The 16,710-nt window shown below is 70.8% G+C and carries 5 protein-coding genes; 4 read left to right on the top strand and 1 reads right to left on the bottom strand.

What is annotated here, in order from left to right:
* The first annotated feature begins 16 nt into the window (after positions 1-16).
* A complete protein-coding gene (locus tag AC3EUJ_RS29925) occupies positions 17-2,986 on the top strand; it encodes a pPIWI_RE module domain-containing protein (RefSeq protein WP_431966822.1) in 2,970 nt (989 codons plus the stop codon).
* 8 nt (positions 2,987-2,994) lie between these two features.
* Here AC3EUJ_RS29925 and AC3EUJ_RS29920 read toward each other — a convergent pair whose 3' ends face one another.
* Positions 2,995-3,960 (bottom strand): serine/threonine-protein kinase, encoded by a 966-nt coding sequence (locus tag AC3EUJ_RS29920; RefSeq protein WP_431966820.1) that lies wholly within the window; start codon positions 3,958-3,960, stop codon positions 2,995-2,997.
* 185 nt (positions 3,961-4,145) lie between these two features.
* Here AC3EUJ_RS29920 and AC3EUJ_RS29915 point away from each other — a divergent pair, with 185 nt between their 5' ends.
* From AC3EUJ_RS29915 to AC3EUJ_RS29905, 3 genes are read left to right on the top strand one after another with little or no spacing between them, the layout of a single operon-like run.
* On the top strand, positions 4,146-9,392 hold the full coding sequence (locus AC3EUJ_RS29915; RefSeq protein WP_431966818.1) for a DEAD/DEAH box helicase: 5,247 nt from the start codon (positions 4,146-4,148) through the stop codon (positions 9,390-9,392).
* A 50-nt stretch (positions 9,393-9,442) separates the two neighbouring features.
* Entirely contained in the window at positions 9,443-12,478 is a 3,036-nt protein-coding gene (locus tag AC3EUJ_RS29910) for a helicase-related protein (RefSeq protein WP_431966816.1), read from the top strand.
* Entirely contained in the window at positions 12,478-16,605 is a 4,128-nt protein-coding gene (locus tag AC3EUJ_RS29905) for an Eco57I restriction-modification methylase domain-containing protein (RefSeq protein ID WP_431966814.1), read from the top strand. The genes AC3EUJ_RS29910 and AC3EUJ_RS29905 overlap by 1 nt, the downstream gene beginning before the upstream one ends.
* The last annotated feature ends 105 nt before the right edge of the window (positions 16,606-16,710 follow it).

Below are 16,710 nucleotides of genomic sequence, written 5' to 3'. Positions count from 1 at the left end.
CAGAGAGGACCGGCCCATGGCTCGCCCTTACGACTCCATCCGTACCGCCACCGCACGTCCCGTCTCCTCGGACGCCTCGGTGGTCGAGCGGTACCGCGCGCTGCCCTTTCCCGAGGAGTGGACCGGGGCGCTGCTGGCCCTGTGCAACGCGGGCCGTGACAAGCCGCTGGAGACGGTGCCCACGTTCCGTATGGACCAGGTCGTGCAGGCGCTCGCCCCCGACGTCCTGGTACGGCCCCGTCCCAACCGCCACCGCGGGGAGGGCCGGGACTTCTGGCTGTACGCCCCCGAGAACGTGCCCGATCCGCTGCCCGACGTGGCGTTCAGGGGGCTCCTCGCCACCTGGCTGAAAGACCTGCGGTCGGAGCCCGAGTTCCGCTCGCTGCTGTCCGAGACCCGCTCGGCGCTGCTGGAGAACCCGCCCCGGTGGCAGGAAGGAGTACCGGTCGAGCTGCTGCGTCAGCAGCGGCCCACCGACGGTGGCACGGCCGCGCCGGAGCCGCGTCAGTTCCAGTTGTCCACCGACTGGCTGGCCCGGCGGATCCTCGCCCTGGAGCCCTACGACTTCGGGGGCGGGCGGCTCCGTTTCCGGGCGATGCCGCGCGGCCCGATGGACCGGGGCGCCGAACTCGTCTCGCAGGCACTGGAGTTCGAGGGGAGCCGGGGTTCCGAGTGGTTCTCCGTCGTTCTGAACATCACGTTGCAGACGGTGCCGTTCGACTCGCTGCCCCGCTTCCATGTGCACAGTCATATCCGCCGGTACGCAACCCGGGTGAGTGCCAGGACGGGGCGGCTGTACCTGCCGTTCGGCCGCCGCACCACGGTGCTGCTGCGCCCGCGGGTGCCGTGGCTGCCCGGAGCACCGGCGAGCGACCGGTTCGCCGTGGCGCGGCTCGCCTGGAACCGCGGTGGGCACGACTGGGTCGGGGGCGGGCCCGCCGGGATGCTGCGGAACATGTCCCTCACGGAGTCGTTCCCGGACGCCGACGCCATCCTCACCGACCCGGCCGGCTGGCTCGCGGACGACATGCGCGCGGCCGTCCTTTACAGCACGGCCATGGGGACGCACGAGGTCGGAGCCGGTCTGATGACCGACCAGCGCTCGAAGATCGTGGAATGGGCCCTGCAGGCACTTCCGGAACAGCTGGAGCCGGTGCCCGCGCTGGCGCGCACCCGCCTGTCGGGCAGCACGCCCGGCAACCCCCGCCAGGAACCCTCCAAGGAACCGGCGAAGGCCGAGGAGGAGCGCAGGCGCGCCCAGGCCCGGCGGCACGGCACGGCGTTCGCGCTGCGCCATCTGCCCCAGGACCTCGCCCCGGGCGAACTCCCCACCCTGGAGGCGCGGTTGCTGTGGCAGACCCCGGTGATGCGGGACACCGCGGTCAACGCGCTCGTCACGCACCTCGATCTCAAGGGTGACGGCGGCGCGCCGGCTGCCGAGGAGGCCTATGACGGGACGGTGGTCCTTCAGTGGGAGTCCCCCGAGCTCACCGTGCGCCTGCACTGCCGCAGGCTCTCCCGCTCCCTCGGCCAGGACCTCGCCCTGCCGGAGGGGACCCGGCACTCCCGGGCCGCGGTCACCACGGCGATCCGCGATCGCCGCCGGGAGATGACGGCCTTCCTTGCCGAGGAGGGCGTCTCCTCACCCGCGCCCACGCTTGCCCTGGTGGAGATCGACCGGGCCAAGGACTTCTCGTCCCCCGGCCATGACGCGAAGTTCGCGCTGCGGCTGGGCTGCACGGACGCCGGCGTGCTCACGCAGTTCATGGCCGTGCCGAAGAAGGCCCAAAGCTACAACAGCGAGAAGAACAAGGAGTTCCGGGCGGCGAAGGCCTGGGACGACGGACTTCGGCAGCTGGGTGTGCGGGTCCACCCCGAGCACAGCCTCGGTGAACACCTGCCCGGCGGCCTGCGGTACGCGGCAGTGTGGATGGTGCGCAAGAACCGGCGCAGCCGCACCCGGTGGGCAGGGCATGTGCCCGTCGCCGTGCTGGTCACGCCGGAGCCCTCCGGTGAGGGGCTGGCCCGGGTGGAGGGCTGGGACGACGAGGCGCGTGCCTGGGTGCCGTACCCGGTGATGCTGCTGAAGCTGACCAGGCAGTGCGAGGTACCCAAGGACCTCGTCCCCGCGCCGCGCGACGGCGAGGCCCCGGTGACCCGTCCGTCCTGGTGGGCGGACATGGCTCAGCAGCGGCGGGAGACTGAGGAGTGGCTCCAGCGGGTGCGCCGCACGCTGCGCTCCACGCCGACCATGCTGCTGGCCCACGGGCAGAACATGCGCTCGCACTGGACGTGGCTGCAGGACGGCACCGTGGTCGCGGACAAGATCCGCGACGGCCACGCCCCCGCGCGCCGCCTGGATCCGGACCTGCGACTGGTGCGGGTGCGTACGGCGCGCAACCGGGAGACCGCCCAGTGGTGGGGCGTGAACCCTGGCGGCCCCAACGGCCTGGCCGCCCACCTGTGGACAGACCCGACCGCGGACCCCGACGAGGCCCGCGTCTTCTGGTCCACCACACCCAAGGCCCGCACCTTCAAGCTGTCGGTGGCCGCCGACAAGCTGGCGCCCCGCGTCAACACCAAGGGCAAGGTGACCATCGACACGGACAAGGCCGCGTGGAACCCCGGGCTGGTGGAGATCGCCGTTCTGGGGTGCCACCCCGGCGACGGTGACCTTCCTGAGGCGCTCGCGCTCGCCGCGCATCAGCTCCGGCAGGCCCCCGACCTGCCCGACGCACTGAGCCTGCCCCTGCCCCTGCACCTGGCGGGACTCGCCCAGGAGTACGTGCTGCCGACCCAGAACGAGGACGGCGGGGACGGCGGCGACGCCCACGACTCCGTCGCCGACGCCGACCCGGACACGGGGGCGGCCCCGGGCGTCGAGACGGCTCCCGAGCCGGAGGAGACAGACTGGGAGCAGCTCACTTTGGACATCCCGCCCCAGCCCACGCCCATGGAAAAAACGTATGAGGGCGAGCCTCGCTGACGATCCCGCTACTGCGCCCTGTCTGCCTGCCTGGCCCACTGGCGTACGGGGCGCGCGTCCGGTGCCATCGGGTGGTGGAACGGCCGACGGGGGTCGGGCTCGGCCCACGGCACCAGGGCGCCCTCCGGAGTGCCCGGACCGGGCAGGTGGGCGGCGAGGCGGCGGTAGACGTCGCCAGCGTGCGCAGGCCGGTCGACCGGTTTCTTGGCGAGCAGTTCCAGGACGAGGGTCTCGACGTCCTCGGGGAGATCCGGGCGCCGTACGCGCAGCGGCTCTGGGGGTACCTCCGTGTGCAGGCTCGGCACCATCAGCGGGGCCTCATGCTCGAACACCGGGCTGCCGGTCAGCATTTCGTGCAGCAGGCAGCCGAGGGCGTACAGGTCCGTGCGCGGACCGACCGGCTCGCCCATGACCTGTTCGGGGGCCATGTACTGGAAGGTGCCGAGCCGTTCGCCGGTCGTGGTGAGCTTGTTGGTGTCGCCGTCGAGGATGGCGGCGACACCGAAGTCGAGCACCTTGACCACGCCGTCGGTGCGGATGCGCACGTTGCCCGGTTTCAGGTCGCGGTGGACGACCTGGCGGGCATGGGTCGCGGCCAGCACCGAGCAGATCTGCACGCCGACGGCGGCAGCCTCCTCCAGGGTGAGCTGCTCCCGCTCGGCGATGTAGTCGCCCAGATCGAGACCTTGGACGTACTGCATGACGAGGTAATGCGTGCCGGTTTCGACACCCAGGTCGTACACGGCCGCGAGCCCGGTGTGGTCGAGCTTGGCGACCGCCTTGGCTTCGCGTTCGAACCGCGCGGCGTCATGCGCCAGTTGCGTCGGTGTCAGGCCACTCGCCGGGATCATGGTCTTCACGGCGACGCCCCGGCCCAGGTGTTCGTCGTCCGCCATCCACACCTGTCCCATACCGCCGTGGCCGATGGGGCTCTTGATGCGGTACCGCTTGTCGATGAGCGTTCCGATGTCCATAGGTGACTGAGTGTGCCACTGTCATGCACGACGGGGCATGACACCCCCCGCATGACAGTTCACACATTTGAGGGGCGTGACCCGTTGACTCAGTTCACAAATTGATGGTGTCATAGGAAGCCATATCATTGCGGCCCGCCACCCCTACCTCACCCGGTACGGTGAACGTGCAGGTCGGCGCAGGAATGAGTGAGGGTTTTGTGGACGTCTTCAAGGTGCACGAGCAGCTGATCGCCGACTACCGGTCCTTCACCACCAGTTCCGTCCTCGTGAAGAACGACCGCATCCAGAACACCGTCGACGAGGCGCTCGTCCAGGGCGACCAGTGGCCCGACCCGTGGCTGTCGCTCAATCCGAGCTTCGCTCCCGGGGGCACGGTGACCCAGCTCGTGCGGGAGGGACTGCTGCACCCGGAGTGCGAGCGGATCTTCCGCGTGGACAAGGAGAAGGACGGCTCCCTCCAGCAGGGCCGGCCCATCGCCTTCCACCGGCACCAGCGGGACGCCATCGAGGCCGCCCGCGCCGGTGGCAGCTACGTCCTGACCACAGGCACGGGCTCCGGCAAGAGCCTCGGCTACATCGTGCCGATCGTGGACCAGGTACTGCGGGCCAAGCAGGAGGGCACCGCTTGCGGCATCCAGGCGATCATCGTGTATCCGATGAACGCCCTCGCCAACAGCCAGCGATTCGAGCTGGAAAAGTTCCTGCGCCACGGCTACGGGGAGGGCAAGGAGCCGGTCACGTTCGAGCGCTACACGGGGCAGGAGAAGGAGGACGAGCGCGAGCGGATCCTCAAGGAGCTGCCGGACATCCTGCTGACCAACTACGTGATGCTGGAACTGATGCTCACCCGGCCCCGCGAGCGCAAGGCCCTGATGCGGGCGGCCGAGGGCCTGAAGTTCCTGGTCCTGGACGAACTGCACACCTACCGCGGCCGGCAGGGCGCGGACGTCGCGCTGCTCGTGCGCCGGGTCCGCGACGCCTGCGCCGCGCCGGACCTCCAGGTCGTCGGCACGTCCGCGACGATGTCCAGCAAGGGCACCCTCCAGGAACGACGCCAGGACGTCGCCGACGTCGCGACCACCCTCTTCGCCGCCGAGGTCACGCCGGACCGTGTGGTGGGCGAGACGCTGGTGCGCGCCACCCGCGACCACGAGCCGGCCGACGCCGAACTGACGGAGCGGATCAGGGCGAACGCGCCCTCGAGGGAGTACGACATCCTCAAGGACGACCCGCTCGCCTGCTGGATCGAGACCGAGTTCGGGCTGCGCACCCTCACCGAGGGGCCGGACGCGGGGACTCTCGTCCGGGCCGAGCCCACGACGGTGGAGAAGGCGGGCCGCATACTCGCCGAGCGCACCGGCGAGTCGTACGAGGCCTGCGTCGCCGCCATCCGCGACACGCTGCACGCCGGTTCGCAGGCCAAGAACGACGAGACCGGCCGGCCTCTGTTCGCCTTCCGGCTGCACCAGTTCCTGTCCAAGGGCAATTCGGTGTACGTGTCGCTGGAGGACGAGGAGACCCGGCACATCAGCCGCACCTACCAGCTCCGGGTGCCTGGCGCCAAGGACAAGATCCTGCTTCCGCTGTCTTTCTGCCGGGAGTGCGGCCAGGAGTACCTGACCGTCGCCCGCGAGGAGCGCAAAGACGGCTCCCTCGCCTTCCGGCCGCGCACAGAGGAGGACGAGGACAACGGCTACCTGTACGTGAGCGCCGAGCACCCTTGGCCCGACGACACCGGCAAGGCGATCGACGCCCAGCGCTTCCCGGACAGCTGGATCGTGACGGACGACAAGAAGGGCGGCGCCCAGGTACTGGCCGACAGCCGGCGCAAGCGGGTCCCGCAGCCGGTGTGGGTCAGGCCCGACGGATCGGTCGTCGACCGCGGGCAGGGCCTGTACGCGGCCTACATCCCCATGCCGTTCATGTTCTGCCTCAACTGCGGGGTGAGCTACGAGTCCCCGCGCGGCAACGACTTCGGCAAGCTGATGACGATGGACCGCGAGGGCCGCTCCACGGCGACCTCCCTCATCAGCTCCAGCATCGTGCGCCACCTGAAGGAACTCCCGGCGGACGAACTCGACGAGGACGCCCGCAAGCTGCTCACGTTCGTCGACAACCGGCAGGACGCCAGCCTCCAGGCCGGTCACTTCAACGACTTCGTCCTGGTCACCCAGTTGCGGGGTGCCCTCTACCAGGCCATGGTCGAGGCCGGTGAGGACGGGCTGCTGCACGAGGAACTCGCGCCCGCCGTGGTGGCCAAGCTGGGCCTGCGGCCGCAGAACTACTCCAAGAATCCCAAGGAGGCCTCCCATCAGGCGAAGCGCACCCTGCGTGCCCTGACCAAGGTGGTCGAGTACCGGCTGTACCTGGATCTGGAGCGCGGCTGGCGGGTCACCATGCCCAACCTGGAGCAGACCGGCCTGCTGCGGCTGGAGTACGCGGACCTGCGGGAGATCACCGCGGACGAGGAGCGGTGGGCGAAGGCCTGCGGACCGTTGCGGACCGCCGGACCCGGCAAGCGCGCGGAGCTCGCCCGGATCTTCTTCGACGAGCTGCGGCGCGTGCGCGCGGTGGACTTCCCCACCTTCGAGCAGGCCGACTTCGACGAGCTGCGCAAGGTGTCGTACATGCTGAACGACGCCTGGGGGCTGGCCGAGACGGAGCGCACCCCGCCGCCGCCCGGTACCGCGTACGTCCGTCCCGGGCGCCCGAACCGCGCGCGCACCGAGCTGAACGTCACCGCCCGGGCCGGCTTCGGCCGGTTCCTGCGCAGGCCTGGCCAGTTCCCGGGGCTGGGGCATCCGCTGGACATGGCCGAGACGCAGCAGGTGATCGTCGATCTCGCGGACATCCTGGCGGAGGCCGGGCTGCTCACCGAGGTGCCCACCGGGCGCGGCGAGGAGCCCGGCTACCGCATCAACCACACGGCGGTGGTGTGGACGGCCCGCGATGACGAGTTCGGCGCGGTCGACCGGGTGCGCCGGACCTACGGCAAAGACCGCGGCCCGCGGGTGAACCCGTTCTTCAAGAACCTCTACAAGGAGGTCGCCTCGACGCTCGCCGGCCTGGTCGCCCGGGAGCACACCGCCCAGGTGCCCACGGAGGTCCGCGAGGAGCGCGAGGAGGACTTCCGTGAGGGCGTCAAGCTGCCCCTGCTGTACTGCTCCCCCACCATGGAGCTGGGTGTCGACATCGCCAGCCTGAACGCGGTCGCGATGCGCAACGTTCCCCCGACCCCGGCGAACTACGCGCAGCGCAGCGGTCGCGCCGGCCGGTCGGGCCAGCCCGCGCTGGTCACCACGTACTGCGCCACGGGCAACAGCCACGACCAGTACTACTTCCGCCGGTCGAACGAGATGGTCTCAGGCGTCGTCGCCCCGCCCCGGCTGGACCTCGCCAACGAGGACCTGGTCCGCTCGCACGTCCACGCCATCTGGCTCGCCGAGACGGGCCTGGAGCTGGGCAAGCGCATCCCGCACATCCTGGACGCGGCCGGTGAGGCGCCCTCGCTACGGCTGTTCCCGCACGTGCTCGAGCAGATCCAGGATCCCGCCGCCCAGCGGCGTGCGCTGCGCCGGGCCACCGCGGTCCTCAAGGAGTCGGCGGACCGCCTAGCCGATACCTCGTGGTGGGACGAGCGGTGGCTGGAGCGGACCGTCGACAAGGCGCCGGGGAGGTTCAGGAAGGCGCTGGGCCGCTGGGAGGAGCTGTTCCGCAAGGCGCTCAAGGAGCGGGAGGTTCAGCACCGGCGCATCCTCGACAACACCCTGAACAAGGACGCCTCCGCCCAGGCCGAGCGCCGCCGGCACCAGGCGGAGACCCAGCTCAAGCTGCTGAAGAACGAGGACACCGGCGGCAACAGCCCGCTGTCGGACTTCACGCCGTACCGCTACCTGGCCTCAGAGGGGTTCCTGCCGGGTTACTCCTTCCCCCGGCTGCCGCTGGCCGCTTTCATCCCCGGCACGGGCCGCGCCGCGCGCGGCGGGCGGGACGGCGACTACCTCCAGCGTTCCCGCTTCATCGCGATCCGCGAGTTCGGTCCGGGCGCCTTCATCTACCACGAGGGCAGCCGGTTCCAGGTGGACCGCGTTCAGCTTCCGACCAGCGCCGCGGGGGACCTGCAGACCGAGGAGGCCAAAGTGTGTGAGCGCTGCGGCTACCTGCACGTCGGCGAACAGCTCGAGAACACCTGCGACTCCTGCGGCTCCGAGCTGACGGAGTCCCGGTACAACCTGCTCCAACTGCGCACGGTCTTCACCAGGCGTCGGGACCGGATCTCCTCCGACGAGGAGGAGCGGCAGCGCACCGGCTACGTCGTCGAGGTGTCGTACAAGTTCAACAAGCACGGCGAGCGCGACGGCTCCCTGAACGCCGCCGCCCGCGACGCCGACGGCGCCTCGCTCGCCGCGCTGACCTACGGAGACAGTGCGACCGTCCGCCTCACCAACCTCGGCTACCGCCGCAGCAAGCAGCGTTCCGGCTTCTGGCTGGACCCGGTCGAGGGCAAGTGGCTGGACGCCAAGAAGGACCAGGACAAGCCGGGCAAGCAGACCTCCGAGGAGCAGGACGGCCTGGAGAGCGCGGAGAAGGCCGAACGCAAGGTCCCGGTGATCCCCTACGTCCAGGACACCCGGAACATCCTGGTGCTCCAGCTCGCCGAGAAGGTCGCCCCGGACGTGGCGGTGACCCTCCAGTACGCGCTGGAACGGGGCGTCGAGGCCGAGTTCCAGCTCGAAGACGGCGAGCTGGACACCGAGCAGTTGCCGCCCTACGACGGCCCGCGCGACCGCATCCTGTTCATCGAGAGCGCCGAGGGCGGCGCCGGCGTGCTGCGCCGCCTCCAGGCCGAGCCGGACGCCCTGCGCCGTGCCGCCGCCCGCGCCCTGGAGATCGCCCACTTCCGCACGGACGGCACCGACAAGGGCGGCCCGGAGAACGGCCCCGCCTGCGAAATGGGCTGCTACGACTGTTTGCTGTCGTTTGGCAACCAGCGCGACCACCAGGTCATCGACCGCAAGATGGTGCGGGACCTGCTGCTGCGCTTCGGCGGCGCCCGGGTCGACGGGACCGTCCCCGGCGTCTCCCGCGACGAGCACGCGCAGGCACTGCTGGACGGCGCCGACAGCACGCTGGAGCAGAGGTTCGTGGCGTTCCTGACCCGCAACGGACTGCGGCTGCCCGACAAGCAGCAGTACTTCGTCTCCAGCGCCCTGTCCCGCCCGGACTTCGTGTACCAGACGAAGGTGGGCCCGGTCGCGGTCTTCATCGACGGCCCGCATCACGACTCGGAGGTGCAGGTGCAGCGCGACGAGGACGCGCAGGAGCGGCTGTACGACGACGGGTGGGAGGTCATCCGCTTCCGCCACGACGACGACTGGTCCGAGATCGCCCGCAGGTATAGCTCGGTGTTCGGCGCCGGCGACGACTGATCGCACCCCTCACTCCTCTTCTTCGTACGTCTCTTTCGAAAGGTCCGCCGATGACGCCGCCCACCACCGCCGCTCCCGCCCGGGACGGCAGCCGGGAGTTCGCGGTCGGCTCGCTCGTGCACGCGCGCGGCCGCGAGTGGGTCGTCCTGCCCGATTCCACCCCCGAGTTGCTGGTCCTGCGCCCGTTGGGCGGCGCGGAGGACGACATCGCCGGGGTGCTGCCCGCTCTGGAAACGGTCGAGCACGCCCGCTTCGCCCCGCCGAGCCCGTCCGACCTGGGCGACCAGGCGGCGGCCGGGCTGCTGCGCAGCGCGCTGCGCATCGGGTTCCGTTCCAGTGCCGGCCCGTTCCGCTCGCTGGCCGGTATCTCCGTGGAACCACGCCCGTACCAGCTGGTGCCGTTGCTGATGGCGCTGCGCCAGGAGACCGTGCGGCTGCTGATCGCCGACGACGTCGGCATCGGCAAGACGGTCGAGTCCGGCCTGATCGCGGCCGAGCTGCTGGCCCAGGGCGACGCCCGCGGCCTGGTGGTGCTGTGCAGTCCGGCGCTGGCCGAGCAGTGGCGGGCGGAACTGCGCGGGAAGTTCGGCATCGACGCCGAGCTGGTCCTGGCGTCGACGATAGGACGGCTGGAGCGCAGCCGCCTGTACGGCCAGTCGGTGTTCCGTCCCGACCGCAACTATGTCGTGTCGACCGACTTCATCAAGTCCCCCCGCCATCGGGACGACTTCATCAAGAACTGCCCCGACCTGGTCATCGTCGACGAGGCGCACACGTGCGTCGCGGACACCGGCCAGGGCGGTACCCGGCAGCAGCGCCAGCAGCGGTACACCCTGCTGCGCGCGCTCGCCGACGACCCGAACCGCCACCTGCTGCTGGTGACGGCGACCCCGCACAGCGGCAAGGAAGAGCCCTTCCGCAACCTGCTGGGGCTGCTGGACGAGCGGCTGGAGACGATCAGCCTGGACCGGCAGGCGGGCCGCGACCTGCTCGCCCAGCACTTCGTGCAGCGCCGCCGCGCCGATATCCGGGACGACTTCCGCGAGGACGCCAACTTCCCCAGCGACCGGAAGTCCCGGGAGGACGACTACGCCCTGCACCCCGACTACCGCCGTCTGCTGGACGAGGTGATCTCCTACGCCCGGGAGACCGTCCGCAGCGCCGACGGCGCGCTCCAGCAGCGCATCCGCTGGTGGTCGGCGCTCGCCCTGCTGCGCGCCCTGGGCTCTTCCCCGGCGGCCGTCCGCAAGACTCTCCACACCCGGGCCGGCGTGCAGGACGCCGACTCGGTGACCGAGGCCGACGCCATCGGCAGCCGGACGGTCACCGACCCGGCCGACGACGAGGCGGCGGAGTCCGCGGACGCCGTCCCCGGCGCGTTGCTCGCCCCCGGCGCTGCCGACCCGGACGCGGCGGCCCTCGACGAGGAGGACAGGGCAAGGCTGCTTGCCATGGCGGAGGCGGCGGAGGCGCTCAAGGGGCCTGCCAAGGACCGCAAGCTGAAGCAGCTGATCGACACGGTGCAGGAGCTGCTGACCGAGGGCTACAACCCCATCGTGTTCTGCCGCTTCATCTCCACCGCCGAGTACGTCAAGGAGCACCTCGACGCGGCCCTCAACAAGGGCGGGAAGGGCAAGAAGGGCGCGCCCGGGAAGAAGGCGTACGCCGTCGAGGCGGTCACCGGCGAGCTCTCCCCCGACCAGCGCGTCGCCCGCATCGCCGCGCTGACGGAGGAGGACGAGGACGGCGAGGCGCCCCCGGAGCGCCGTGTCCTGGTCGCCACCGACTGCCTCTCCGAGGGCGTGAACCTCCAGGAGAGCTTCGACGCGGTCGTCCACTACGACCTCGCCTGGAATCCGACCCGGCACGAGCAGCGAGAGGGCCGCGTCGACCGCTTCGGGCAGCGCCGGGACGTCGTCAAGGCGGTCACGCTGTACGGCTCGGACAACGCGATCGACGGCATCGTGCTGGACGTCCTGCTGCGCAAGCACGCCCGCATCCGCAAGGCGACCGGCATTTCGGTGCCAGTGCCGGACTCCTCCGAGAACGTGATGCAGGCGGTGCTGGAGGGGCTGATCCTGCGCGGGGAGCGCCCGCAGTACGAGCAGGAGGGCCTGTTCGCGGTGGAGTCGCCTGCCGGCCGACAGACGGCCGAGCTGCACCAGGCCTGGCAGAGCGCCGCCGAGCGGGAGACGGCCTCGCGCTCCCGGTACGCGCAGAACGCGATCAAGCGCGACGAGGTGGCGAAGGAGGTCGCCGAGGTGCGGGCCTCCCTCGGCACCGGTGAGGAGGTGCGCCGCTTCACCCGCCGCGCCCTCGCGGCCCTGCGCGGCGTCCCCGGCCCCCTGCCCGGTGAGCCGGACGGCTTCACGATGAACTCCGAGGCGCTGCCCGCCCCTCTGCGGGACGCCTTCACCACTCTCCTGGGCCCGCGCCACCCCCGCCCGGTGGCCTTCCACGACGCCCCGACCGCCCCGCGCGGCGAGGTGGCCCTGACCCGCACCGACCCGGTGGTGGCCTCGGTGGCCCGCTTCGTGCTCGACGCGGCGCTGGACGACCGGATCGAGCAGTGGCAGCGCCCGGCCCGTCGCTGCGGAGTGGTCCGCACCACGGCCGTGGCCAAGCGCACCACACTGCTCCTGGTCCGCTACCGCTTCCAGCTGTCGCTGCCCGGTCGGGACGGCGTGCTCCGGCAGCAGCTGGCCGAGGACGCCCGCCTGCTCGCCTTCCGGGGGTCGGCGGCGAACCCCGACTGGCTGCCGGAGGACGAGGCGGTCGCCCTGCTGGAGGCACGGGCCGCCCAGAACACCGACCGCGCCCTCGCCCAGGAGCGCATCGAGGGCGTCCTCGGCTCGCTGGAGTCGCTGATGCCGACGCTGGAGGAGCGCGGCGAGCAGCTCGCGGCCCGCCTCCTCGACTCCCACCGCCGGGTGCGCGGCGCCTTCCGCGACGTGCGCGGCGCGACCGGCCCGGCCCGCCGGGGCCTGCGCGTGGACGTCCAAGGCCAGCCCGACGTCCTCGGCGTGTACCACTACCTCCCGGTCCCCATCCTCGACGGCACGACCACGAACGGGGAAGCCCGCTGATGAGCCTCGCGAAGACCATCGTCACCGACTCCGCCCTCACGGTGGGCGGCCTGCTGCCGCCGGACATGCTGACCCGGGTCCGCGACGGCAAGGACGTGCCCGGCGCCCAGCCGAAGGACTACGGCCTGTTCGCGGTTAACGACACGGTCCGGGACGCGGCCGAGCGCTCCTGGGCGTACCTGAAGGGCGTGTGGACGGCCTACCGGGACTCCCTCGCCAAGGACGGCGCCCTCGACAACGAGGGCATCGCGGCGGTCGGCGTGACCGTCGAGCGCTGGCTGCTGCCCCTGTTCGAGCAACTGGGTTACGGCCGCCTGCCCGAGGCCCCGGCCGGTGGCCTGTCGTCGGCAGACGGCGAGAAGCGGTTTGCGGTCAGCCACGCCTGGCAGGCCGTGCCGGTCCACCTGACCGGTTGGAACGTCGACCTGGACCGCAGGTCCTCCACTCTCCCGGGCCCAGCCCCGCAGTCGCTGCTCCAGGAGTACCTCAACCGCAGCGGCGCGGACTCCCTGTGGGGCCTGCTGTCCAACGGCCGGCTGCTGCGCCTGCTGCGCGACTCGACGTCCATGGTCGGCTCGGCCTACGTCGAGTTCGACGTCGAGGCAATCTTCGAGGGTGACCGCTTCGCCGACTTCTTGCTGCTGTGGCGCCTGACGCACCGCTCCCGCTTCGAGGCACACGGCGACAGCGGCGCGGCGGGCTGCTGGCTGGAGCGATGGCGCACGGAGGCGATCGCCAGCGGCACCCGCGCCATGGAGCAGCTCCGCAAGGGAGTGGAGAAGGCCCTGGTGACCCTGGGCACCGGCTTCATCCAGCACCGGGACAACGCGGACTTCCGGCGGCGGCTGGACGAGTCCGAGGTGACGGTCCGCGCCATGCACCCGGCGCTGCTCAACCTGGTCTACCGCTTGCTGTTCCTCTTTGTCGCCGAAGACCGGGGCCTGCTGATCCCTCCGGACGCTCCGGACGACGCCCGCGAGCGCTACGAGAAGTACTTCTCGTCCGCCCGTCTGCGCCGCACGGCCATCCGCCGCACCGGCGGCCCGCATGGCGACCACTGGCACGCGCTGCGCCTCGTCCTGGAGGGCCTGGGCCAGGAGGGTGGCCGACCCGAGATCGGCCTGCCCGGCCTGGGAGGCCTGTTCGAACGCTCGGAGGCGGACGTCATCCTGGACGGCCTGGAACTGCCGAACGAGGCGCTGTTCACGGCCGTGCGGGCCCTGTCCGTGGTGACCGACCCCAAGCTGAACCGCCCGCGCCGGGTCGACTACCGTCACCTCGGCGCGGAGGAACTGGGCTCCATCTACGAGTCCCTGCTGGAACTGGTCCCCCGCTTCAACCCGGCGGCCAACTCCTTCGAGCTGCGCACCCTCGCCGGCAACGAGCGCAAGACGACCGGCTCGTACTACACACCGTCCCCGCTGATCGACTGCCTGCTCGACTCGGCCCTGGACCCGGTGATAGACGACGCGGTCAAGTCGGGCGCGACGCAGGAGGAGCAGGAGGCCGCGCTGCTGCGGCTGACGGTCTGCGATCCGGCCTGCGGTTCGGGCCACTTCCTGGTGGCGGCGGCCCGCCGCATCGCCAAACGGCTGGCCGCGGTGCGCATGGACTCGCCCGAGCCGAGCGCGGAGGCGACGCGTACGGCGCTGCGGGACGTGATCGGCCGGTGCATCTACGGCGTCGACCTCAACGAGATGGCCGTGGAACTGGCCAAGGTGTCGCTGTGGATCGAGTCCCTGGAGCCCGGCAAGCCGCTCGGCTTCCTGGACTCCCACATCAAGCACGGCAACGGCCTGGTGGGCGCCACGCCGAAGCTGCTGGCCGAGGGCCTGCCGGACGACGCCTTCAAGGTGATCGAGGGCGACGACAAAAAGTGGGTCGCCGCGCTGAAGAAGCGCAACAAGGCCGAGCGGGAGGCATGGAAGGCCCGCCTGGTCGGCGTCCACCAGGGCGAGCTGTTCGGGTCGACGACGGCGCTTGCGTCCTCCAACGCGAAGCTGGCGCGGGCCGCGGCGGACATCACGGCGGCGCGGAACGACAAGCTGGAGTACGTTCACGAGCAGCGGGACGCGTACGTGGCGCTGACGCAGGACCCCGACTCGGACTACCTGCGGGAACGGGAACTGGCCGATGCGTGGTGCGCCGCGTTCGTCTGGGAGAAGACCCCGGAGGCCGCTCCGCCGGCGCTGACGCTGGAGGGGCTGCTGAACCTGCGGAAGAACGGCTGGAAGAAGCTCCCGGAGGGGACGAGGGACGCGGTCGCCCGGCTGCGGGACGAGTACCGGTTCTTCCACTGGCACCTCGAGTTCCCCGAGGTGTTCACGGTGCCGGAGGACACGGATCCCTCGGCGGCGGGGGTGGACGAGCGGACCCGGTGGGGCGGGGGCTTCAGCTGTGTGCTGGGGAACCCGCCGTGGGAGCGGGTGAAGCTCCAGGAGCAGGAGTTCTTCGCCACGCGCAGCGAGGAGATCGCCACGGCGCAGAACAAGGCGGCCCGGGAACGGCTGATCAAGGCACTGGCGACGAGCGAGGAGCCGGCGAAGCGGAGACTGCTGACGGACTTCGCCGAGGCCAAGCGTCAGGCGGAGGGCGTGAGCCACCTGCTGCGCGACTCCGGCCGCTTCCCGCTCGCCGGCCGGGGCGACGTCAACACGTACGCGGTGTTCGCCGAGGCCGCGTCCCTCGGCATCGCCCCGCACGGCCGCTTCGGCCTGGTCCTGCCGACGGGCATCGCTACGGACGCGACGACGGCGCCGTTCTTCTCAGACCTGGTGCGCAGCGCGCGGCTGGCGTCCTTCCTGGACTTCGAGAACGAGGCGTTCCTGCTGAGCAGGGCGGTGCACCACTCGGTCCGCTTCTGCCTGCTGACGGTCGCGGGCCGTAAGGAGCGGGTGCGGGAGGCGTCGTTCGCCTTCGGCACCCGCTACATGGAGGACCTGCCGAGCCGCCGCTTCGCGATGCCGCCGGAGGAGATCCTGCTGGTCAACCCCAACACGGGGACGCTGCCGGTGTTCCGGTCGCGGCGGGACGCGGAGATCACGTTGGGGATCTACCGCCGGGTGCCGGTGCTCATCAGGGAGGGAGACCCGGAGGGCAACCCGTGGGGTCTGTCGTTCATGCGGATGTTCGACATGTCCAACGACTCCCACCTGTTCCGCACACAGGAGCAGTTGGCGGCCGACGGCTGGACTCTGAACGGCAACATCTTCGAGCGGGAGGGACAGCGGTACCTTCCGCTGTACGAGGCGAAGATGCTGCACCACTTCGACCACCGCCTCGGCACGTACGAGGGCCAGACGGAGGCGCAGGCCAACATGGGGACGCTGCCCCGGGTGACGCCGGAGCAGCATGACGATCCGCGGTTTTTCCTGAGGCCACGCTACTGGGTCCCCGAGTTCGACGTGGATACAGGGAAGAGGGATAGGAAGGGCAAGCCGGTCATGGAGCCGGGAGTGGCTTCGCGGCTGGCGGAGAAGGGGTGGCGTCACCGGTGGCTGCTCGGCTGGCGGAACATCGCTCGCTCTTCCGATGAACGCACCATGATTAGCGCCGTCGCCCCGTACTCCGGGGTCGGCCACAGCAACCCGCTGATGCTCCCGCGCGACGGAAAGTCCGCTCCCGTCTTGCACGCTGTTCTCTCGTCATTCGCCTTCGACTACGTGATTCGGCAGAAGATCGCTGGCACAAACCTGACTTTCGGTTATCTGTACCAGCTTCCCGTCCCGCTTCCGTCGGCCTTCGACGATCTGGAGACCGACGCCAGCTGGATCGCCTGCCGAGCCATCGAGCTCACATACACCAGCCACGACATGGCCGACTTCGCCCGTGACCTAGGCGATGACGGGCCTCCCTTCCGCTGGGACGAATCGCGTCGCGAGCTGCTCCGTGCCGAGCTGAACGCCGCTTTCTTCCACCTCTACGGGCTCGACCGCCATGAAATCGACCATGTGATGGACACGTTCCCTGTCATCAAGCGCAAGGACGAGGCCGCCCACGGCACCTACCGCACCAAGGCCCTGATCCTCGACATCTACGACCGCATGGCCGAGGCCCAGCGAACCGGCATCGCCCACCAGACCGTCCTCGACCCACCCCCCGGCCAGGGCCCTCGCCACCCGGCGTGACCTGACCGCCCCGCCTGAGCACCCTCACCGGCGCGCCGCCTACACCGGGCAGCGCGCCGTACTCGGCGCGTCCATCGCCCATCCACCTCACCGCACAGGCAGCCG

The organism is Actinacidiphila sp. bgisy160 (assembly GCF_057707815.1).
Note: the sequence above shows the minus strand (reverse complement) of the source record. Positions and strands in the feature narration are given on the sequence as shown.